The sequence below is a fragment of the Rugamonas violacea genome, assembly GCF_016461825.1.
Classification (GTDB): domain Bacteria; phylum Pseudomonadota; class Gammaproteobacteria; order Burkholderiales; family Burkholderiaceae_D; genus Rugamonas.
This window is the reverse complement of record NZ_JAEMNU010000113.1, coordinates 1-20656: the sequence shown is the minus strand read 5'-3', so window position 1 is coordinate 20656 and position 20656 is coordinate 1. Positions and strand designations below refer to the sequence as shown.

Sequence of the window (20656 nt, the reverse complement as noted above, 5' to 3'; positions counted from 1 at the left end):
CCGCCGGCACCGCGACGACAGTGCGCGCGCCGCTGCGCATCCTGCATGTGCTCGACCATTCGATCCCGCTGCACAGCGGCTACACCTTCCGCAGCCGCTCCATCCTGCTGGGCCAGCGCGCGCGGGGCTGGGACACATACCACGTCACCGGCGCCAAGCAGGGCGCCTCGACCCACGACTACGAACTGGTCGAGGGTCTCGGCTTCCACCGCACCGCGCCGGCGCGCGGTTGGCTGGCGCGCCTGCCGGTGCTGCGCCAGTTGGCCGTCATCACGGGACTGTACGGCAGCCTGCTGCGCGTCGCCCGCGAGGTCAAGCCGGACATCCTGCACGCCCATTCGCCCGCCCTGAACGCGGTGGCGGCCCTGCTGGTCGGCCGCCGCCTCGGCATCCCGGTGGTGTACGAGGTGCGCGGCTTCTGGGAGGACGCCGCCGTCGACCACGGCACCAGCAGCGAGTGGGGTGTGCGCTACCGCCTGACCCGCGCCATGGAAACCTGGGCGCTGAAGCGGGCGCAGGCCGCCACCACCATTTGCGAAGGCTTGCGCGCCGAGATCGTCAGCCGTGGCATCGCCAGCGCCAAGGTGTCGGTCATCCCCAACGCGGTCGACCTGGGCGACTTCGCCGTCGCCGGCACGGCCGACCAGGCGCTGGCCGCCAGCCTCGGCCTGGACGGCAAGACGGTGCTCGGCTTCATCGGCTCCTTCTATTCCTACGAGGGACTGGCGCTGCTGCTGCAGGCGCTGCCTGTGCTGCTGCGCGCCCGCCCCGAGATCCGCGTGCTGCTGGTCGGCGGCGGCCCGCAGGAGCAGGCGCTGAAGGCGCAGGCGCAGGCGCTGGACCTGGCCGGGCAGGTGGTGTTCACCGGCCGCGTGCCGCACGAGCAGGTCAAACGCTACTACGACCTGATCGACGTGCTGATCTACCCGCGCCTGAAGATGCGCCTGACCGACCTGGTGACGCCGCTCAAACCCTTGGAGGCGATGGCCCAGGGCCGCTTGCTGGTGGCCTCCGACGTCGGCGGCCACCGCGAGTTGATTGAACACGGCCGCACCGGCCTGTTGTTCAGCGCCGGCGATCCCGCCGCGCTGGCGCAGCAGGTGCTGGAATTGCTGGACAATCCGGCCCAGTGGCCCGAGCTGCGCCGGCGCGGCCGTGGCTTCGTCGAGGCCGAGCGCAACTGGGACGCCAGCGTGGCGCGCTACCAGGCGGTGTACGCGCCGCTGTCCGCTGCGGCGGTGGCGCCGTGAACGGCTTGCGCGTCGGCCTGGTGGGGCCGCTGCCACCGCCGTCGGGCGGCATGGCCAATCAAACCTTGCAACTGGCCGCGCTGCTGCAGGCGGCCGGTTCGGAAGTCGAAACGGTCCAGGTCAACGCCCCTTATGTGCCGGCCTGGAGCGCGCGTCTGAAGGGCGTGCGCGCCGTGTTCCGCCTGCTGCCGTATGTGTGGCGGCTGTGGCGTGTGGCCGGCCGGGTCGACCTGGTCCATGTGATGGCCAACTCCGGCTGGTCCTGGCACCTGTACGCGGCGCCGGCCATCTGCATCGCCCGCCTGCGTGGCACGGCGGTGGTGGTCAACTACCGCGGCGGCGAGGCCGAACCCTTCCTGCGCGCCTCGGCCGCCGTGGTGGCGCTGACCTTGCGCCGCGCCCAGGCGCTGATCGTGCCGTCGGGTTATCTGGCGGCGGTGTTCGGCGCGCGCGGTTACCAGGCGCTGGTGGTGCCGAACATCATCGACCTGACGCGCTTCCGCAGCGCGCCCGTGCCCTCGCAGGCGCCGGCCAATCGCCTGCACCTGCTGGTGGCGCGCAATCTGGAAGCGATCTACGACAACGCCGGCGCGCTGCGCGCCTTCGCCCTGGTGTTGGCGGTCCACCCGGAGGCGCGCCTGACGATTGCCGGCAGCGGCCCGCTGCGGACGGAACTGGAGGCGCTGGCGGCCGAGTTGGGCGTGGCCCACGCGGTGCGTTTCAGCGGCCGCGTCGAGCACGCCCAGATGGCGGCGCTGTACCGCCAGGCCGGCATCCTGCTCAATCCCAGCCTGGTCGACAACATGCCCAACTGCCTGTTGGAGGCGCTGGCCAGCGGCGTGCCCATCGTCAGCACCAATGTCGGCGGCGTGAGCTTCATGGTCGAGGCGGGGCGCACCGCGCTGCTGGTGCCGCCGGCCGATCCGCGCGCGCTGGCCGACGCCGTGCTGCGCCTGGCGGCCGAGCCGGCGCTGGCCGAACGCCTGATCCAGAATGGCCTCGACCAGGTGCAGCAGTATTGCTGGCCCAGCGTGAAGCCGCTGCTGTCCCAGGTTTATCGCGACGCCCTGGCGGCGCCGGTCGGCACCCTGGCGGCCAAATCATGAGCGCGCCGTCGCACCTGGCGGCGCCGGCCCGCCGCACCATCTACACGCGCTTGGTGTCCGGCTTGCTGTTCCCCTTGCACGAGCGGCTCAAGCGGCATAGCAGCGTGCGCGTGCGCCGGCAACTGGAACAGACCCAGTATTTGAAGCCGGAGCAGCTGCGCCAGCTTCAGCTCGAACGCTTGCGCCGGTTGCTGTTGCGCGCCGGCCGCCAAGTGCCTTACTACCGCGAGCTGTTCGCCACGCTGGGCTTCGACCCGCAGCGCGACCTGCGCAGCCTGGCCGACCTGGCCCGCCTGCCGCTAAGCGACAAGAGCGTGATGCGCAGCCAGTCGGCCCGCTTGCGCGCCGACGACGCCGGCCCGCTGGCCCGCTTCAACACCGGCGGCTCCAGCGGCGAACCGCTGGTTTTCTACATCGGCAAGGAGCGCGTCAGCCACGACGTCGGCGCCAAATGGCGCGCCACCCGCTGGTGGGCGGTCGACATCGGCGACCCCGAGATTGTCGTCTGGGGTTCGCCGATCGAACTCGGCGCGCAGGACCGCGTGCGCGCGGCGCGCGACGCCATGCTGCGCACCGAGCTGCTGCCGGCGTTCGACATGTCCGAGGCGCGGCTGGACGGCTTCATCGCCAGCATCCGCCGGCGCCGGCCGCGCATGGTGTTCGGCTATCCCTCGGCGCTGTCGCACATCGCCCGCCACGCCGTCGCCCGTGGCGTGCGGCTGGACGACCTGGGCATCCGCGTCGCCTTCGTCACCTCCGAGCTGCTGTACGCCGAGCAGCGCGAGCAGATCAGCGCCGCCTTCGGCTGCCCGGTGGCCAACGGCTACGGCGGCCGCGACGCCGGTTTCATCGCCCACCAGTGTCCCGAGGGCGGCATGCACCTGACCGCCGAGGACATCATCGTCGAGATCATCGCGCCGGACGGCCAGCCGCTGCCGGACGGCCAGTCCGGCGAGATCGTCGTCACCCACCTGGCCAGCGGCGACTATCCCTTCATCCGCTACCGCACCGGCGACGTCGGCACCTTGTCCGACCAGCCCTGCGCCTGCGGCCGCGGCCTGCCGCTGCTCAACGACATCCAGGGCCGCAGCACCGACTTCGTCGTCGCCGCCGACGGCACCGTGATGCACGGCCTGGCCCTGGTCTATGTGCTGCGCGACCGGCCCGAGGTGAAGGCCTTCAAGATCGTGCAGGAGAGCCTGCAACTGACCCGTGTCCAACTGGTGCTCGACGGCGCGCTCACGCCGGCGTTGCGCGCGCTGCTGGAGCAGGGCCTGCGCCGCCGTCTCGGCGCCGCCGTGCGCATCGAGCTGGAGCAGGTCGAGCGCATCCTGCCGGAGAAGTCGGGCAAATTCCGCTATGTCTCCAGTAAGGTCGACGCGGCCCAGCCGGGCAGGGCGGTGCCATGAGGGATCTGCTGGTGACGTTGCTGGTGTTCGGCAGCCTGCCCTATGTGTTCAAGAAGCCCTGGTTCGGCATGGTGCTGTGGGTGTGGATCAGCGTGATGAATCCGCATTCGCAGGGCTGGGGCTTCGCCCGCTCCTTCCCGTTCGCCGCCGTCATCGCCGCCGCCACGCTGGCCAGCATCGTGCTGAGCAAGGAGCGCTTCCGCGTGCCGGTCACGCCGGTGTCGACGGTGTTCATGCTGTTCATTTTCTGGATGTGTGTCACTTCGCTGTTCGCCATCCACCTCGACCAGGTCGGCACGCAGTGGATCAAGGTGATGAAGATCATGGGCATGACCCTGGCCGTGTTCATGCTGGTCAAGGAGCGGCGCCACATCGAATGGATGATCTGGACCATCGTCGTCTCGATCGGCTACTACGGCGTCAAGGGCGGCCTGTTCACGCTGCGCAGCGGTGGCAACTACCGCGTATGGGGACCGGCCGGCACCTTCATCGACGACAACAACGCCTTCGCGCTGGCGCTGATCATGGTGATCCCGCTGATGTACTACCTGCTGTCGCTGTTGAAGAACAAGTACGGCCGCTACGCCATGATGGCCTCCATGCTGTTGTGTACCCTGGCTTCGCTGGGTTCCTATTCGCGCGGCGCGGCCGTCGCGATGGCGGCGATGATCCTGTTCTTCTGGGCCAAGAGTAACAACCGCGCCATCATCGGCATACTGCTGGTGTGCGTGATGCCGATCCTGGTGCTGAGCATGCCAAGCCAGTGGCACGAGCGCATCGACACCATCAAGACCTACGAGGAGGACGGCTCGGCCATGGGCCGCATCAACGCCTGGCGCATGGCCACCAACCTGGCGCTGGACCGGCCGCTGGTCGGCGGCGGCTTCGAGATCTACGACCCCGGCGTCTTCCTGATGTATGCGCCGGTGCCGGAGGACGTGCACGCCGCCCACAGCATCTACTTCCAGATCCTCGGCGAGCATGGCTTCGTCGGCCTGCTGCTGTATCTGACGCTCGGCGCGCTGAGCTGGCGCGAGGGCACCCGCGTCGTGACCTTGGCGCGCACCTTGCCGCGGCTGGCCTGGGCCAGCGATGTCGCCCGCATGCTGCAGGTCAGCCTGCTCGGCTTCGCCGTCGGCGGCGCCTTCCTCAGCCTGGCCTACTTCGACGTGCCGTACTACCTGATGGTGGCGCTGGCCGCCACCCGCGCCATCGCCGAGCGCGAGAGCCGCGCCGCCATCGCCGCTGAAACCGCCACCCTGTTCGGCGAGGACAACGCCGCCGACCTCGCACCACCATCCGCAGCCGCCCCCATGCATACACCACCATCGCCATCCTCTTCACCTCTGCCTGCAGCGAGCGGCAACGGCAACGGCAACGGCAACGGCAACGGCAACGGCAACGGCAACGGCAACGGCAACGGCAACGGCGGCCCGGCCTTCGCGCCGCCGCGAAAGACCCTGTCATGAGCGGCCTGCGACTGGGCCGCATGGCCGGCGCGCTTCTCGGCCGCGCGCTGCTGTCGCCGTTGGCGCGTGGCGGCCGCCAGGGCTTGTCCATCCTGATTTACCACCGCGTGCTGGCGCAGCGCGACGCGCTGTTCCCCGAGCAGATGGAGCAGTTGGAGTTCGACCGCCAACTGGCGCTGCTCAAGTCCTGCTTCAAGGTGCTGCCGCTGCTCGACGCCGTGCGTCATCTGCGTGCCGGCACGCTGCCGGCGCGCGCCGCCTGCATCACCTTCGACGACGGCTATGCCGACAACGCCGAGGTGGCGCTGCCGCTGCTGCAGAAGCACCAGTTGCCGGCCACCTTCTTCGTCGCCAGCGGCTTCATCGACGGCGGCCGCATGTGGAACGACAGCATCATCGAACTGGTGCGCAACGCGCGCGGCGCCAGCATCGACGCCAGGCCGCTGGGTCTGGCCGACTATCCGATCGGCACGCCGCAGCAGCGCCGCGACAGCATCGCCGCGCTGATCGGCAAGCTCAAATACCTGCCGATGGCGCAGCGCCAGGAGCAGGTCGACTGGTTGATCGCACTGTGCGGCGTGACGCTGCGCGACGACCTGATGATGAGCTCCGCCCAGCTGCGCCAGCTGCACGCCGCCGGCATGGAGATCGGCGCCCACACGGTCAACCATCCGATCCTGGCGCGGCTGTCGGCGGCGCAGGCGCGCGCCGAGATCGAGCAGGGCAAGCTGGCGCTGGAGGCGATGACGGGCGCGCCGGTGCGCCTGCTGGCCTACCCGAACGGCAAACCGGGCGAGGACTACACCGCCGAGCATGTGGCGATCGCCCGCGAGCTCGGCTTCGAAGGCGCCGTCAGCACCGCCTGGGGCGCCAGCCAGGGCGCGCCTGACCTGTTCCAACTGCCGCGCTTCACGCCATGGGACCGGCGCGCCGCGCCTTTCCTGCTGCGCCTGGCGCGCAACCTGACCGCGCCGGCCGAACAGCTGGCGCTGCCGCGCCGGCCGCAGGGGGAGCGCGCATGAGTCTCAAGACGGACGTGCTGCGCGGCCTGAAGTGGACCGCCGGCGCGAAGTTCAGCGGCCAGCTGGTCACCTGGGGCATCACCATCGTCGTCATGCGCCTGCTGGCGCCGGCCGACTACGGCCTGCTGGCCATGGCCTCGGTGCTGATCGTCTTCATGAACATGGTGGCCGAGGTCGGCCTGGGGCCGGCGCTGGTGCAGGCGCAGGAGGTCAACACGCGCGAGCTGCGCCAGGCCTTCGGCATCTTCCTGCTGGTGAACTGGGCGCTGTGCCTGCTGCTCAACCTGCTGGCGCCGGCGATGGCCGTGTTCTACGACGAACCCCGGCTGGTGCTGGTGCTGCGCGTGCTGTCGGTGCAGTTCCTTTTCACGCCGCTGGCGGTGGTGCCGGAGGTGCTGCTGCAGCGCCAGCTCGAATACAAGAAGCGCTCGCTGATCGACCTGAGCACCGCCATCTTCACCAGCGTGGCCACGCTGCTGCTGGCGCTGGGCCACTATGGCGTTTGGGCTCTGGTGCTGGGCAACGTCGGCGCGACGGTGTGGCGCACCGTGCTGGTCAACAGCATCGCGCCGTTCCGCCACTGGCCCAGCTTCGCCGTCGGCGGCATGCGCAAACTGCTGTCCTTCGGCGGCAAGGTGACGGTGTCGCGCTTCCTGTGGATGTTCTTCACCCAGATCGACGTGGTCATCGTCGGCCGCGTGCTGGGCAGCGAGATGCTGGGCATGTACTCGGTGGCGATGCACCTGGCCTCGATGCCGGTGCAGCGCGTCTCCTCCATCCTCAATCAGGTGGCGTTTCCCGCCTTCGCCCGCCACCAGCACGACCGCAGCCTGATCGCCGCGCAGTTGTTGAAGGTGCTGCGCATGCTCGGTTTCGTCGCCTTCCCGGTCCTGTGGGGCATCGCCAGCGTGGCGCCGGAGCTGGTCGCCGTGCTGCTCGGGCCGGGCTGGAGCGGCGCCGTGATGCCATTGCAGGTGCTGGCCCTGGTCATGCCGCTGCGCGCCATCGTCGGTTTTCTGCCCAGCGTGACGGACGCCGTCGGCCACCCCGAGGTGGCCATGCAGAACGTGTTGGTCGGTTGCGCCATCATGCCGCTGGCTTTTTTGCTGGGCACGCAGTGGGGCCTGGTCGGCGTGGCCTACGCCTGGCTGCTGGCTTATCCGGTGGTCCTGCTGATCAACACGCGGCGCATGGTGGCGGTGGTCGGCCTGACGCTGGCCCAGGTCAGCCGGCATGTCGCGCCGTCGTTGTTATGCGGCGCCGCCATGTTCGGCGCCGTGTGGGCGGTGCAACTGGCGCTGCGCGCCTATCCGGACCGCCGCGTCGTGCTGGCGGTCGAGGTGCTGGTCGGCGCCGCCAGCTATCTGCTCAGCGCGCTGGCGCTGAACCGCGCCGCCTTGCAGGAAATCGGCGCCGCGCTGTTCGGCAAGGGCGGCGTGCCGCAAGCGGTCCACGCCGAGTAGGCCACAACCATTTAATCAGGGACCAAGGAAAAGCCACATGTCATTTTTCGCCGGAGCGTTTAGTCTCGACCGTAACAAGCCCTTGTCGCCGCAATTGTGCGCCGATTTGCGCGACAATCTGTCGCGCCATGCGGACGAGCAGATCGAGCAAGTCAACACCGGCGCCTTCTTCCTGCTCAAGGGCGACGTCGGCGCCTTCGGCGTGCCGGCTTTGTTGCGCGACGACGCCGGCAATGTCAGCGCCGTCGCCGGCGAGCCGCTGATGCGCGAGGGCGAGTCGGCGCCGGACTGGGACCGGGCGCGCGACTTGGCCCTGCTGCAGCGTCAGCTCGGTGCCAGCAATTGGGACGCTCTGGCGCAAAGCCGTGGCACCTTCTGCGGCGTGCACTACGAGCAGGAGCGCCATCTGTTGCTGCTGTTCGTCGACAAGGTCGGCGTGCGGCCGCTATATGTTTGGCACGACGAGGACGTGGTGGTGTTCGCCACCGCGCTGCGCGTGCTGGAGGCGCTGCCGCAGGTCGGCAAAACCTTCGACGTGCGCGGCGTCACCGAGATCGCCACCTTCGGCTACCCGCTCGGCACGCGTACCGCCTACAGCGGCATCCGCATGCTGGCCGGCGCCGAGGTGACGCGCTGCGTGGACGGCGCCGTCGGCCACCACAACTACTGGGACTGGCAGGCCGGCACACCGGAGGAGGGCGGTGCGCAGGCGCTCGAGCAATGCTACGACGCCTTCCTCGACGCGCTGCGGCGGCGCCAGCGGCGGGCCGCCAGCGCCACCTGTTTTCTCAGCGGCGGCCTCGATTCGCGCGCCATCGTTGGCGGCCTGGACTTGATCGTCGATGAGCTCCACACCGTCAACTTCGCGCCCGACCACACCCAGGACCAGGTGTTCGCCACGCTGGTGGCGGAAAAGCTCAACACCCGCCACGCCCAGTTGGTGACCAACGGCGACAACGTCGCCCAGGGCTACCGCAAGGACGCGCTGGCCTTGTGGCTGAAGGAGCGCTTCGGCGCCGGCAGCGCCGGTTTGATCTGGTCCGGCGACGGCGGCAGCGTCGCGCTGGGCCACGTCTACCTGACCCGGCCGATTCTAGAGGCGATGCGGCGCGGCGACCGGCGCGAGGCCGTCACCCTGTTCAACAAGGGCCTGCCGGGCCGCATCATCCAGCCGGCCATGCGCAAGGCGTTGACGGCGCTGCCGTTCCAGGGCGCCGAGGAGGAGCTGGCCGGCATCGCCAGCAGCGATCCGGGCCGCGCCTTCCACCTGTTCCTGCTGCAGAACGACCAGCGCCGCCACCTGGTCCAGCACTTCGAAGACCTCGACGTCGAACGCATCGAATTCCAGCTGCCGTTCTTCGACGCCGACTTCCTCGCCACCATCCTGCGCCACCAGTGCGAGCCATATATGCAGCACCGCTTCTATATCGAGTGGCTGCGCAAGTTCCCCAATGGCCTGGCGACGCTGCCGTGGCAGGCCTATCCCGGCCACGTGCCCTGCGACGTCGCCGCGCCGGCCGGCCTGAAATACCAATGGGAGGACTACTTCGACTCCGGCACCGTGCGCCAGATGCAGCGCAACACGGCGGCGCGCGGCAAGCGCGTGCTGGGCAACCGCAGCTTCCCGCGCCACCTGATCAGCCGCAGTGCGCTGAGCGCGGCGGTGTGGATGACCCGCCTCGGCGTGCGCGACTACGCCTACCTGATCAACACCGCCTACGTCTACGACAAGTACTGGTCGATGTGCGACGGCGGCGCGGCGCGAACGCCGGAGGCTTAGCCGGCGCGTTAAGAGCACCTTTAAAAACCCGTCGTTCCGCCGACGCGGAACGACGAATTCAGCTTATTCGATGCGCCCTTAACACCGCGACGCGGCACATGACGCGCGGCAATGCCTTTGTTATAATGTTGGTTATGAGTAAATTCCTGAGGCGTACTCGGCTGCATATCTGGATCGCGTGTTTCGCCATCCTGCTCAATGCGCTCGCCCCCTCGGTATCCCACGCGCTGGCGGCGCTGCATGGCGCGCCGACGCTGGTGGAGGTCTGCTCGGTGGCCGGCAACAAGATGGTCGCGCTCGACCAGAGCGTGGCCGACAGCGGCCCGACCTCGTCCGACTCGGTGCTGCATCACCTCGAACACTGCCCCTATTGCATGAGCCACGCCGGCGCCGCCATGCCGCCGCCGGCCCTGCCGACGCCGTTCGCGGTGCAGGGCGGGCACGCCGTTTTCCCCTCGCTGTTCTACCACGCGCCGACACCGCTGTTCTCCTGGTCGGCCGCCCACCCGCGCGCGCCGCCCGCCGCCTGCTGAGCCATCCCCAGCGCGCACACCGCCAGATGCGGCGCGTCCGCGCCGACCTTACCTACAACCTAGCCATAACTTGACGGACCGACGACGTCGCGCGCGCCATTGCATCAGCACTTGGCTCGCACCGCGCGTCCTTGCGCGCGCCTACGGTCACGCCGCGCGCCGGTCGTTGATGCAGCTGAATTGGATACACCATGAAACAGAAGAACTCCGTCCTTACGAAGGGCGCAGTCCTGCGCCGCCACCCGCTCGCCGGCAGCGTCGCCCTGACGCTCGCCTTGGGCGGCGGCTATGCGCCGGCCTTCGCCAGCGAGGACGCGGCCGCCATCGACACATTCGACAGCATCGTCGTCAGCGCGACGCGCACGCCGCAGTTGCTGAAGGACGCCGCCGCGCCGGTCAGCAAGATCGACGCCGGCGCCTTCGCCGAACGCCAGGCCCGCAGCATCGGCGACGCGCTGCAGGACCTGCCCAACGTCGATTTCGGCGGCGGCCCGCGCGGCGCCGGCCGCCAACCCACGCTGCGCGGCTATAGCGGCAAAGAGGTCACGCTGCTGGTCGACGGCGCGCGTATCAACGCCGCCTCCGGCCTGAGCGCGCCGATTTTCGTCGACCCGTGGTTGCTGTCCAGCGTCGAGGTGCTGCGCGGCGCCAGCTCGGCCTTGTACGGCAGCGGCGGCCTGGGCGGCGTGCTGGCGCTGAACACCGTATCGGCACGCGACCTGCTGGCGCCGGGCCGCAACTGGGGCGCCGACGCGCGCCTCGGCCACGATGGCGGCGAAGCGGGCCGTGCGCTGCAGACCCGCGCCTATGCCAAACAGGGTGCGTTCGACGCGCTGTTGGCGCTGGGCCGGCGCGACTGGGGCGCGATCCGCCAGGGTGGTGGCGGCGAGCTGGCGCCGAACGACGGCCACGCCAGCCAGGGGCTGCTCAAGCTCGGCTATGCCTTGCGGCCGGACCTGCGCCTGCGCCTGAGCCACCGCGCCTACCGGGAAAGCGCGCTGCGGCCGAACAATCCGCAGTCCGACGCCTCCCTTGGCCAGCCCGGCGCCGTGCCGGTGCAGCGCAACCTGAGCGAGCAGTCGCAGACCACCCTCGGGATCGAACAGACCGACAGCGCCGGCGCGCCAACGCTGAGCGCCCAGTTGTATCGGACGCGGCAGGACGCCAGCGCCGAAGCCAACCCGGCCCAGAGCCTGGCCGCCAGCAGCAGCTTCACCCGCACCCAGGGCGGCGGCGTGCAGCGCACCGCGCGCTGGGGCCGGCACCGACTTAGCTACGGCCTCGACGGCTACCGCGACGAGCAGGACGCCCGCAACGGCGGCCAGCCCAATCCGGTGACGCCGCCGGGCCGTCAAACGGTGGCCGGCGTCTTCGTGCAGGACGAATGGCGCCTCGGCGACGCCTGGTTGCTGACGCCGGCCGCGCGCTACGACCGCTACAGCACCCATGTCGACGGCGGCAGCGGCCCGGACGCTCGGCAAGGTCACCTGTCGCCCAAGCTGACGGCGGCGCTGCGCTTCACGCCGCAATGGCAGGGCTGGGCCAGTGTCGGCGAGTCCTACCGCGCGCCGTCGCTAAGCGAAGCGTATATGAACCTGAGCTGCACCGGCTGCCTGTTCAACTTCGCACCCAATCCGGCGCTGCGCCCCGAGACCGACCGCACCTTGGAGCTTGGTGCCAACTACGACGGGCGCGGCTGGTTCAACGCCGGCGACCGGGTGCAGATGAAGGGCAGTGTGTTCTATTCCACCGTCGACGATCTGATCACCACCGCCGTCGTCGGCGCCTATCAGCGCAGCTTCCCGTTCAAGGGACGCGGGCTGGTCTTCCAAAGCCAGAACAAGAGCAGCGCGCGGCGCCACGGCGTCGAATTGGAATGGGGCTGGCGCAACGGTGCCTGGCGCGCCGACCTGGCCTACAGCCTACTGCGTGTGCGCGACGCCGACTCCGACCAGAGCCTGTTCGCCCCACCCGACAAGCTGGTCGCCAACCTGCGCTGGCAGCGCCAGGGCTGGCGCCTGAACTGGCGTAGCCGCTTGGTCGCCGCGCAGTCGCGCGACAGCACGCTGGAGCGCCGCACGGCCGGCTACGCCAGCCACGACCTGTTCGTCCACTGGCGCCCCGACGCGGCGCCGCAGCTGGAACTGTCGGCCGGCATCAGCAACCTGGCCGACAAGCGCTATATCGTCTACCAGAGCGAGAATCCGACCTCGCGCGTGGTCGAAATGGGCCGTGCGCTGCAGGCCACGCTGGGTTGGACATTCTAAACAAGGAGAACAGAAATGAAACGAACCATCCAGGCCCTGGCCTGCGTTGCCGCGCTGGGCGCCGGCACCACCACTTGGGCGGCGGAGGCCGCCGAGCAGCGCGTCAGCATTCAATTCGAGCCGCAGTTGGCCGGCCAGCCGCTGCGCTGCGGCCAGCGTTACGAAGGGCAGGGCGCGGCCCAGTCCAGCGTGGTGTTCGGCGATCTGCGCCTGTTCGTCTCGGCGCTCGAACTGGTCGACGAGGATGGACATGGCGTGGCGGTCAAACTGGAACAGGATGGCCGTTGGCAGAACCACGACGTCGCCATGCTCGATTTCGAGAACGGCCAGGCGTCCTGTCGCAACGGCACGCCGGCCATGCACACCGCGCTGACCGGCACGCTGCCGGCCGGACGCTATCGCGGCCTGCGCTTCACGCTGGGCGTGCCGACGGCGCTGAACCACGCCGACTCGACCCTGGCCAGCGCGCCGCTGAACCAGACGGCGATGTTCTGGAGCTGGCAGTCCGGCTACCGCTTCATGAAATTCGAGCTGGAGGTGCAGGGCGGCGACAAGAAAACCGGCTTCCCCATCCACCTCGGCAGCAGCGCCTGCCAGGCGGCGAGCATGCGCGCGCCGGCCACCAATTGCCTGCAGCCGAACCGGGTGGCGGTGGCGTTGGAGCAGTTCGACCCGGCCCGCGACAGCGTGCTGCTCGACTTGTCCGCGTTGATCGCGCAAACCCGGCTGGACATGCAGACGCCCGGCACCGCCCCCGGCTGCATGGCGGCCGCCGACGATCCCGACTGCGCCGGCGTGTTCGAGGCGCTCGGCTTGCGCGGTGGCGGACCGCAGCGCGTGTTCGGCGTGCTGCGCAAGCCATGAGCTGCATCGGCCAGATCCGCAGGAGCCGTGAGGCCCGCCAGACCCGAACGGCCGCAGTGAGCTCACTGGCCGGCCTGCTCGCCGCCGGCCTGCTCGGCGCTGTCGCGGCCAGCGGCGCTGCCATGGCGGCAGGGGACGCGGGGACCGCAGCGGACGCAGGGACCGCAGTGGCCGCAGCCGGCGCGGGTTCCGCGCGCCCGACCGCCGCCGCGCCACCTGCCTACCGATGGCGCCTGCCGGCATGGGCACCGGAGCCGCTGGTCCCGGACGACAATCCGATGAGCGAGGCCAAGGTCGCGCTTGGCCGCGCGCTGTTTTACGACAAAGGCCTGTCGGCCAACCGCACGCAGTCCTGCGCCGGCTGCCACGAGCAGGCGCGCGGCTTCAGCGACGGCCGCAAGCTGGCCCTGGGTAGCACCGGCATGGTCGGCCTGCGCAACGCCATGCCGCTGGCAAACGTCGCCTACCTGCCCACGCTGACTTGGGCCAATCCCAACCTGACCACGCTGGAGCAGCAGGCGTTGGTGCCGCTGTTCGGCGACCATCCGGTGGAGATGGGCATGGCCGGCCGCGAGGATGTGTTGTTGGCCCGCCTGAAAGCGAAGCCCAGCTATCGCCGCCAGTTCGCCCGCGCCTTCCCCGAGCGCGGCGGCGACATCTCGCTGTGGTCGGTGACCCGCGCCATCGCCGCCTTCGAGCGCAGCCTGTTGTCGATGAACTCGCCCTACGACCGCTACCGTTACGAGGGCAAGAGCGCGGCCATCTCCGCCTCGGCCAAGCGTGGCGAGACGCTGTTCTTCGGCGACCGGCTGGAGTGCTACCACTGCCACGGCGGCCTGCACTTCACCGACAACCAGATCCACCGCCGCCTGCCCGAGGCGGAAACCGGTTACCACAACACCGGCTTGTACAACGTCGACGGCAAGGGCGCCTATCCACCCGGCCAGCAGGGACTACGCGAATTCAGCGGCGAGCCTCAGGATGAAGGGCGCTTCCGCACACCCAGCCTGCGCAATGTGGCGCTGACCGCGCCGTATATGCACGACGGCTCGGTCGCCACTTTGGACCAGGCGATCCGGCGGCACTACGCGGTCAAGGGCCGCGCCGCGCTTGGCACCGTTGGACCGAACCCCTTGCGTAGCCAGTTCATCGAAGGCTTCGAGCTGAGCGAGCGGGAGGTGGGCGACCTGAAAGCCTTTCTGGCCGCCCTTAGCGATGCCGACTTCTTGCGAACCGAGCGCCACGCCGACCCGGCCGGGGCCCGGCGCAAAACGGATTCATCTAACCAGAAAGGGAGGTAGCCAACGCGGCACATGTTCAACGCAATCTTGCAGTTCAACTTTCAATCGATAGGAAACACCATGAAAATCGTCATCGTCAAAAAAGTAGAGATCCAAGTGGCAGGTCGTACCGGCATGCGTTGCGCCAGCAGCTGCGGCGCCAAGTCCTAAGGTCGTTCATTCGGCATGACTGCGGCGGCGTTTGCACGCGCCTTGCGTGGCAAGCGCCGCCGCCCGTTTTGAAGGGAGTATGTATGCGCATCGGATTCAACTTCACACTGGGCGAAACGCTGCCCCTGGTCAGACAGCTGGCACAAGAGGGCGCCATCGATTATTGCGAACTGCTGATCGATAACTTCATGCAGGTGCCGCCGCAGGAACTGGCCGAGGCCTTCGACCTACCGGTCGCCTTCCACATCATGTTCTCCCGCTTCATCGAATGCGAAGAGGACTTCCTGCGCGACTTCGCCGCGCGTCTGCGGCCTTACATCGAGGCGCTGCGGCCGCTGTACGTGTCCGACCATATCGCCTGCTTCAGCCACCAGGGCCGCGCCTTGTTCCACCTCGGCGAGATCGATTACGCCGCCGACTACGAGCGCGTGCGCGAACGCGCCGCGCTGTGGCAGTCGCTGCTGGGGCAGAGCATCCATTTCGAAAACTACCCGTCCATCGTCGACGGTGGCCACGCCGCCCCGGCTTTTTTTCAGCAGCTGTCGCACGACACCGGCGCCGGCACCTTGTTCGACGTCTCCAACGCGGTCTGCGCCTGGCGCAACGATGGCCCCGATGTGTCGGCCTGGCGCGAGGTGATGGCGGGCGCCAGCCACTTCCACGTGGCCGGTTATGCCGGCGCCTTCATCGACGAGGGCGTCACCGTGGATACGCACGACCGCGCGCTGGCGCAGGACACGCTGGCCTGCCTACGCCGCCACCGCGACGTGATCGCCAAGGCCGGCGCCACCATCACCTACGAGCGCGACGAGAACATCGACATCGACAGCGTGCGTGCCGATCTGCTGGCCTTGCGCGCCATTTTCCCGCCGGAGCCGAAGCCGACGCCGACGCCGGCGCGGGCGCGGGCGGGCACGTCGGTAGCCGCGCTGGCGGTAGCATCGTGAGCGTGCCGAAAATGACGCCAGCGGGCGCGGCACCCGGTCGCCTGGTCAAGGACAGCGAGCTGCTGGCGCGCCTGGCCGATCCCGCCGCGCGCGCCGACTTCCCGCCCGGCTGCCGCGCCCATGTGCGTATCGACATCAGCATTCGCGCCTACTGGCACACCTTGTTCGACATCTGCCCCGGCCTGCTCGACATCGCCGATGCCGACGGCATGGCGATCTTCGAGCCCTTCATGGCCTGGGCGCGGCGCGAACAGCTGAGCATGGGCTGGTCGTTCTACATCTGGGTCGGGCGTTGGCTGGCGCAGTCGGCGTGGCGCGAACGGCTCGACGACGAGCTGACACAGGCCTTGCTGTCGGCCTCCGCCGCGCGCTGGGCGGTGCTCGACCGCAGCGCCGCCGTCGGCGTGGTGCTTGGCCGGCGCGACAGCGACGACTGGATCATCGGCTGGAAGCCGAATACCCTGGCGGCCGGCCGGCGCGTCGAGCGGGTTTCGCTGGACTCGCTCGACGGCCAGCTGCCACGCCCGGCCGAGGATGTCGGCGTCTTCCACCTCGCCGGCTATGAGCTCGACAGCTTTCCCGGCTGGACCGCGCTGCCGCGCTAGGGCAGCCAGGCCACCGTCAGGCGCCGATCAGGCCCTGGCCGCAGACGCGGATGGTTTCGCCGCTGACGCCGTAGCAGCCCGGCGTGCACAGGAAGGCGATCAGCTCGGCGGCGTCGCGCGGCTGGCCGCCCTGCTGTAGCGAGTTGACGCGGCGGCCGATCTCGCGGGTGAGGAAAGGCATCTGCGCCGTCATCGCCGTTTCGATGAAGCCGGGCGCGATGGCGTTGATGGCGATGCCGCGCGGCGCCAGCAACGGCGCTTGCGCCGCCACATAACCGATCAGCGCGGCCTTGCTGGTGGCGTAGTTGGTCTGGCCGAAGTTGCCGGCCACGCCGCTGATCGACGACAGGCAGACGATGCGGCCTTCGTCGCGCAGCACGCCGTCGGCCAGCAGTGCGGCATCGATCGCCGCGATGGCGGCGAAGTTGATGCCGACCACCATGTCCCAGTAGTGCTCCTTCATATTGGCCAGTGTGCGGTCGCGGGTGATGCCGGCGTTGTGCACGACGATGTCGACGCCGCCGAACTTCTCCTTGCAGAACGCGGCCAGCCGGGCCGGCGCCTCGGCCGTGGCGATGTCCAACGGCAGCGCCGTGGCGCCGATGTCGGCGCAGGCGCGTTGCAGGTCGTCCGCCGCAGCGGGCACGTCGAGGCAGACGACGCTGGCGCCTTCCTCCACCAGCCGCTGCGCCGTCGCCAGGCCGATGCCGCGCGCCGCGCCGGTGACCAGCGCCACCTTGCCGGCCAGCGCCGCAGTGAAGGGCAGCGCCGCCGGCGCCGTGACGCGCGAGGTCAGCCGCACCGTCTGGCCGGACACGTAGGTGGTCTGCACGCCGCCGAAGAAGCGCAGCACGCCGGCCAGCCGCTCGACCGCGTCCGGCGCCACATAGGCCAGGTTGACGGTGACGCCTTGCTTGCCCAGCTCCTTGCCCAGCGAGCGGTTGAAACCTTCGACGCCACGCGCCGCGGCGGCCGCCAGCGGGTCGGCGGCCAGTTCCGGCGGCGCCGCCACGATCAGCACGCGGCCGTTGCGGGCGATGCGCCGCATCAGCGGATGGAAGGTGTCGTACAGCGCGCGCAGCGCGGCCGGCGTGGCGCAGCCGGTGGCGTCGAGCAGCGCGACGTCGATGCGCGCGGCGGCGTCGGCCGGCGCCTGGCGCAGCGGCGCGGCGCCGGCCGCGCCGACGGCGGCGAGCAGGGCCTCGCCCGCGTAACCGCCGGCCGCGCCGGCCAGCAACACCGTCTTGCCGGCGAAGGGCAGGGCGACGTAGCCGCCCTCGGCGCGCGCCAGCTCGACCGGATTGGGCAGGCCGAGCGCCTTGATGACGGCGGCGGCGGCGCGGTTGCGGTTCAATTTGATCAACAGGTCGGACATGGGGAGCCTTGAATGTGAAAATCCCTCCGGGTGGAGGGATCGTGGTCTAGCGTTGCGAGCCGGCCAGCGGGCTGACCGCGGTGCTCGCCTTGCGCTGGCGTATCCAGTAACCGACGCCCAGCACGCCCAGCCAAGCCGGGATCAGGTAGACCGACAGGCGCAGATCCGGCGTCAGGTACATCACCACCAGGATGCCGGCCAGGAAGGCCAGGCACAGGTAGTTGGTCAGCGGATGGCCCAGGCTGCGGAAGGCGGTGCTCTGGCCGGCGGCAAGTTTGGCCGCGCGGAAGCGCAGGTGGATCCAGCTGATCATCGCCCAGTTGATGATGAGGGCGGAGACCACCAGGCCCATCAACATTTCAAACGCCTTGCCCGGCATGAAGTAGTTGAGCAGCACGCAGATGCCGGTGGCGGTGGCCGACACCGCCAGCGCCTTCAGCGGCACGCCGCGACCGTTGACCTTGAGCAGCGAACGCGGCGCGTTGCCTTGCAGCGCCAGGCCGTACAGCATGCGGGTGTTGCAGTAGACGCAGCTGTTGTACACCGACAAGGCGGCCGTCAACACCACCACGTTGAGCACGTTGGCGACCATGTTGCTGTTGAGCGCGTGGAAGATCAGCACGAAGGGGCTGCCGCCGGTGACCACTTTTTCCCACGGATACAAGGACAGCAGGATGCCCAGCGCGCCGATATAGAAGATCAGGATGCGATAGATCGCCTGGTTGGTGGCGCTGGGGATGGTTTTCGACGGCTCGTCCGCCTCGGCGGCGGTGATGCCGACCAACTCCAGGCCGCCGAAGGAGAACATGATGACGGCCATCGCCATCACTAGGCCGCCGAAGCCGTTGGGGAAGAAGCCGCCGTGCTGCCACAGGTTGGCGATGCTGGCCTGCGGTCCGGCGTCGCCGGAGATCAGCAGGTAGGCGCCGAAGACGATCATGCCGACGATGGCCACCACCTTGATGATGGCGAACCAGAACTCCATCTCGCCGAAGGCCTTGACGTTGCACAGACTGATGGCGTTGATGACCACGAAGAAGCCCAACGCCGACACCCACGAGGGGATGGCCGGCCACCAATACTGCACGTAGATGCCGACGGCCGACAACTCGGCCATGCTGACCAGCACGTACAGCACCCAGTAGTTCCAGCCCGACATGAAGCCGGCCAGGTGGCCGCAATACTTGTCGGCGAAGTAGCTGAACGAGCCGGCGACCGGCTCGTCGACCACCATCTCGCCGAGCTGGCGCATGATGAGGAAGGCGATCACGCCGGCCAGCGCATAGCCCAGCAGCACCGAGGGGCCGGCCATCTTGATCGTCTGCGCGATGCCCAGGAACAGGCCGGTGCCGATCGCCCCGCCCAGCGCAATGAGCTGGATGTGGCGGCTTTTCAGGCCCCGCTTGAGTTCATTCTTACCATCTACCATCGTGTCCCCTGAATTGTTTGCAGGTGTATAAGGCCAACGCATTGTATGCGCGCCATGCTTTGAAAGCAGGTGATTTTAATCCATAGTCAAGAAATAAAGGGGGGAAACCTTGCTGGGTCGGCATCGTTGTGGGAGTGGGGCGACGAAACGGCCTGCAAAGCCGTCTAGGTCGGTTCGATTCCGACCCTCGCCTCCAAATTCGATTGCAAAATCAAGAAAAAGCCCGCTCTCGAGTGTAATGCCGTTCAGTTAAGGTCTCTTTTCAAGACACGGACGGTATAGCGTTGAGGTAAGGCTTTGACGGCCCGGTCGAATTTTCGACCGGACTGTTCTTCCTTGAGCAGTGATACCAAACGCTGGCGAAGTCGTTGCAGCAACGACGCTAGTTTGCCCTGCGCGCGCGTGATGGCCGCCCAATGCAATTCGTATTGGACCACGTGGAAGGCGCGGATGAAACTGATCTCCGTCGGGTCGCATTTCACGGTCAGTGCCGCCTTCGCGATCTCTAGTCTCACCAAGTTATAGGCGGTGAGCGCTCCCCAAATCTCTTGATACACACCCTCGACAGTCTTGCTGCGCAACGTTAGCACCATGCCCAGCATGGTCTGCTTGAGTTCTCGGTAACTCGTCTCGATTTGCCAGCGACGTGTGTAGCAGCATAGGTTTACACACATCTTTTTCTGACCGTCGCACTGGCCCGCAAGAACCGCACTTTTTGAGTGTTTTTGCTTAAAAATTGAGCAAAGTCGTTGTGCGTTGACGGGAAATCCATCGGGCAGGCACTCCGGGATTGCTGTTTCTGCAACAGCTGGTGCTTTGTAAGTGTTTGATTTTATTGGCGAAAAAAGATGTGTATAAACCTATGGTGTAGCAGGCGGCAAGGGTTCTGGAATATCAACGGCAACTTGGTAGCACCAAGCGCGCCTTATCGTGTCCCAACTTTGGGCGAATTGGAGACTGGAGCGGTTTGGAGCGGAGCAAGGGATAGCATCACGTCCCTACCTAGCGCAGTTGTACGTGCCGTTTCAAACGGTGCCAGCACGCTTTACGACTTTGCGACAGGCGACTCCGACACTTGGAACCGAGCATCGCAATTTATGTCCGCCGCAAGTGTCGGCGGCGCCATTGATTCCACGACTGCTTTTATTCGCGATGCGAGCCCATTAAGCTATTTCGGTGCAGCGACCGATGGGAAATATTATGAGCTAGGCGGTAAAGCATCTTTGGGTGCGCTGGGTGCAGCACTGCCTATCCTAGGTACCTTGGGTACCGACGCCGTCTCTAGCATACGTAATGCACTTTCCGAGACCAATAGCGCGAATGCCGCCGGACGGCTCAACTATCTCGGCAATCGAACTTGGGAATCCCCATTAGGACTAGAGTATGGTCCTGATGCACAGTATGGCAATCGTATCCAACACGTCCTACGCCACGTGGAAGATCAACCGTTGCGCGCAGGAGAACATGGAGTATTTGATGTAGGACGAGCTGGAGTAGTTGGACTGATTGATGAAGCTTGGTCTATTGTTCAACAAGGTGGCCCGAATGTAATTAAAACATCAGTCGGTGCGAAAGACGTTTATACCGTCGGTATAAAGTGGACCCGTCAGTCAAGACACTCTGCCAGTTAATTTAAGCTGTGCCCATTTCCACTTCATCAGCTGCTCGGCGCTGTCCCGTACTACT

The 20656-nt window shown here is 67.8% G+C and carries 18 protein-coding genes and 1 tRNA gene; 16 read left to right on the top strand and 3 right to left on the bottom strand.

All coding sequences use genetic code 11. From position 1 onward, the window contains the following. Positions 1–32 precede the first annotated feature (32 nt). The 14 genes from H7U20_RS19820 (at position 33) to mbnC (ending at position 16166) form a co-directional block, all read left to right on the top strand. Entirely contained in the window at positions 33–1250 is a 1218-nt protein-coding gene (locus H7U20_RS19820) for a TIGR04063 family PEP-CTERM/XrtA system glycosyltransferase (protein ID WP_199760995.1), read from the top strand. After that, complete coding sequence (locus tag H7U20_RS30410; protein WP_370593199.1) at positions 1247–2356, top strand: glycosyltransferase family 4 protein; 1110 nt, start codon at positions 1247–1249, stop codon at positions 2354–2356. The genes H7U20_RS19820 and H7U20_RS30410 overlap by 4 nt, the downstream gene beginning before the upstream one ends. Beyond that, positions 2353–3765 carry a phenylacetate--CoA ligase family protein gene (locus H7U20_RS30405; protein WP_233410927.1) on the top strand — a complete coding sequence of 471 codons (1413 nt, stop codon included), beginning with the start codon at positions 2353–2355 and terminating at the stop codon, positions 3763–3765. Before H7U20_RS30410 ends, H7U20_RS30405 begins: the two co-directional genes overlap by 4 nt. Continuing rightward, entirely contained in the window at positions 3762–5234 is a 1473-nt protein-coding gene (locus H7U20_RS19810) for a putative O-glycosylation ligase, exosortase A system-associated (RefSeq protein ID WP_199760864.1), read from the top strand. The genes H7U20_RS30405 and H7U20_RS19810 overlap by 4 nt, the downstream gene beginning before the upstream one ends. After that, positions 5231–6256, top strand: coding sequence for a polysaccharide deacetylase family protein (locus tag H7U20_RS19805; protein ID WP_233410926.1), 1026 nt, complete (start codon positions 5231–5233; stop codon positions 6254–6256). Before H7U20_RS19810 ends, H7U20_RS19805 begins: the two co-directional genes overlap by 4 nt. Then, the gene (locus H7U20_RS19800) at positions 6253–7719 is read left to right on the top strand and encodes a lipopolysaccharide biosynthesis protein (RefSeq protein ID WP_199760863.1); all 1467 of its coding nucleotides are present in this window, start codon (positions 6253–6255) and stop codon (positions 7717–7719) included. The genes H7U20_RS19805 and H7U20_RS19800 overlap by 4 nt, the downstream gene beginning before the upstream one ends. 37 nt (positions 7720–7756) lie before the next feature. Next, the gene (locus tag H7U20_RS19795) at positions 7757–9499 is read left to right on the top strand and encodes an asparagine synthase-related protein (protein ID WP_199760862.1); all 1743 of its coding nucleotides are present in this window, start codon (positions 7757–7759) and stop codon (positions 9497–9499) included. Positions 9500–9633: 134 nt separating this feature from the next. Beyond that, positions 9634–10032: a DUF2946 domain-containing protein gene (locus tag H7U20_RS19790; protein ID WP_199760861.1), complete on the top strand. Its 399-nt coding sequence runs from the start codon at positions 9634–9636 to the stop codon at positions 10030–10032. A 191-nt stretch (positions 10033–10223) separates the two neighbouring features. Next, positions 10224–12299, top strand: coding sequence for a TonB-dependent receptor domain-containing protein (locus H7U20_RS19785; RefSeq protein ID WP_199760860.1), 2076 nt, complete (start codon positions 10224–10226; stop codon positions 12297–12299). A gap of 15 nt (positions 12300–12314) precedes the next feature. Further along, positions 12315–13163 (top strand): MbnP family copper-binding protein, encoded by an 849-nt coding sequence (locus tag H7U20_RS19780; protein WP_199760859.1) that lies wholly within the window; start codon positions 12315–12317, stop codon positions 13161–13163. Beyond that, a complete protein-coding gene (locus H7U20_RS19775; protein ID WP_370593198.1) occupies positions 13160–14464 on the top strand; it encodes an MbnH family di-heme enzyme in 1305 nt (434 codons plus the stop codon). The genes H7U20_RS19780 and H7U20_RS19775 overlap by 4 nt, the downstream gene beginning before the upstream one ends. Before the next feature lie 60 nt (positions 14465–14524). Then, a complete protein-coding gene (gene mbnA, locus H7U20_RS19770) occupies positions 14525–14614 on the top strand; it encodes a methanobactin (protein WP_093383380.1) in 90 nt (29 codons plus the stop codon). Between the two features lie 83 nt (positions 14615–14697). Continuing rightward, positions 14698–15561, top strand: a complete 864-nt coding sequence (gene mbnB / locus H7U20_RS19765) for a methanobactin biosynthesis protein MbnB (protein WP_199760857.1) — start codon at positions 14698–14700, stop codon at positions 15559–15561. Beyond that, a complete protein-coding gene (gene mbnC, locus H7U20_RS19760) occupies positions 15558–16166 on the top strand; it encodes a methanobactin biosynthesis protein MbnC (protein ID WP_199760856.1) in 609 nt (202 codons plus the stop codon). The genes mbnB and mbnC overlap by 4 nt, the downstream gene beginning before the upstream one ends. A 16-nt stretch (positions 16167–16182) precedes the next feature. On the opposite strand, the gene H7U20_RS19755 is transcribed toward mbnC, so the two are convergent. Together H7U20_RS19755 and H7U20_RS19750 are read right to left on the bottom strand one after the other, a co-directional pair. Continuing rightward, positions 16183–17541 carry a 3-oxoacyl-ACP reductase gene (locus H7U20_RS19755; protein ID WP_199760855.1) on the bottom strand — a complete coding sequence of 453 codons (1359 nt, stop codon included), beginning with the start codon at positions 17539–17541 and terminating at the stop codon, positions 16183–16185. A gap of 46 nt (positions 17542–17587) precedes the next feature. Continuing rightward, complete coding sequence (locus tag H7U20_RS19750) at positions 17588–18970, bottom strand: amino acid permease (protein WP_199760854.1); 1383 nt, start codon at positions 18968–18970, stop codon at positions 17588–17590. Between the two features lie 119 nt (positions 18971–19089). Between H7U20_RS19750 and H7U20_RS19745 the strand changes: the two genes are divergently transcribed. After that, positions 19090–19166 (top strand) — tRNA-Cys (locus tag H7U20_RS19745). Between the two features lie 49 nt (positions 19167–19215). Here H7U20_RS19745 and H7U20_RS19740 read toward each other — a convergent pair. Continuing rightward, complete coding sequence (locus H7U20_RS19740; protein WP_370593197.1) at positions 19216–19644, bottom strand: transposase; 429 nt, start codon at positions 19642–19644, stop codon at positions 19216–19218. A gap of 423 nt (positions 19645–20067) precedes the next feature. On the opposite strand from H7U20_RS19740, the gene H7U20_RS19735 reads away from it, so the two are divergent. Further along, a complete protein-coding gene (locus tag H7U20_RS19735) occupies positions 20068–20601 on the top strand; it encodes a hypothetical protein (protein WP_199760853.1) in 534 nt (177 codons plus the stop codon). Positions 20602–20656 lie beyond the last annotated feature (55 nt).

What these genes read in the sequence shown, in the direction of transcription:
- H7U20_RS30405 (WP_233410927.1), top strand. Translation starts at nt 2,353, where the DNA reads ATGAGCGCGCCGTCGCACCTGGCGGCGCCGGCCCGCCGCACCATCTAC.
- H7U20_RS19810 (WP_199760864.1), top strand. Translation starts at nt 3,762, where the DNA reads ATGAGGGATCTGCTGGTGACGTTGCTGGTGTTCGGCAGCCTGCCCTAT.
- H7U20_RS19805 (WP_233410926.1), top strand. Translation starts at nt 5,231, where the DNA reads ATGAGCGGCCTGCGACTGGGCCGCATGGCCGGCGCGCTTCTCGGCCGC.
- H7U20_RS19800 (WP_199760863.1), top strand. Translation starts at nt 6,253, where the DNA reads ATGAGTCTCAAGACGGACGTGCTGCGCGGCCTGAAGTGGACCGCCGGC.
- H7U20_RS19795 (WP_199760862.1), top strand. Translation starts at nt 7,757, where the DNA reads ATGTCATTTTTCGCCGGAGCGTTTAGTCTCGACCGTAACAAGCCCTTG.
- H7U20_RS19790 (WP_199760861.1), top strand. Translation starts at nt 9,634, where the DNA reads ATGAGTAAATTCCTGAGGCGTACTCGGCTGCATATCTGGATCGCGTGT.
- H7U20_RS19785 (WP_199760860.1), top strand. Translation starts at nt 10,224, where the DNA reads ATGAAACAGAAGAACTCCGTCCTTACGAAGGGCGCAGTCCTGCGCCGC.
- H7U20_RS19780 (WP_199760859.1), top strand. Translation starts at nt 12,315, where the DNA reads ATGAAACGAACCATCCAGGCCCTGGCCTGCGTTGCCGCGCTGGGCGCC.
- H7U20_RS19775 (WP_370593198.1), top strand. Translation starts at nt 13,160, where the DNA reads ATGAGCTGCATCGGCCAGATCCGCAGGAGCCGTGAGGCCCGCCAGACC.
- mbnA (WP_093383380.1), top strand. Translation starts at nt 14,525, where the DNA reads ATGAAAATCGTCATCGTCAAAAAAGTAGAGATCCAAGTGGCAGGTCGT.
- mbnB (WP_199760857.1), top strand. Translation starts at nt 14,698, where the DNA reads ATGCGCATCGGATTCAACTTCACACTGGGCGAAACGCTGCCCCTGGTC.
- H7U20_RS19755 (WP_199760855.1), bottom strand. Translation starts at nt 17,541, where the DNA reads ATGTCCGACCTGTTGATCAAATTGAACCGCAACCGCGCCGCCGCCGCC.
- H7U20_RS19750 (WP_199760854.1), bottom strand. Translation starts at nt 18,970, where the DNA reads ATGGTAGATGGTAAGAATGAACTCAAGCGGGGCCTGAAAAGCCGCCAC.
- H7U20_RS19740 (WP_370593197.1), bottom strand. Translation starts at nt 19,644, where the DNA reads ATGTGTGTAAACCTATGCTGCTACACACGTCGCTGGCAAATCGAGACG.
- H7U20_RS19735 (WP_199760853.1), top strand. Translation starts at nt 20,068, where the DNA reads ATGTCCGCCGCAAGTGTCGGCGGCGCCATTGATTCCACGACTGCTTTT.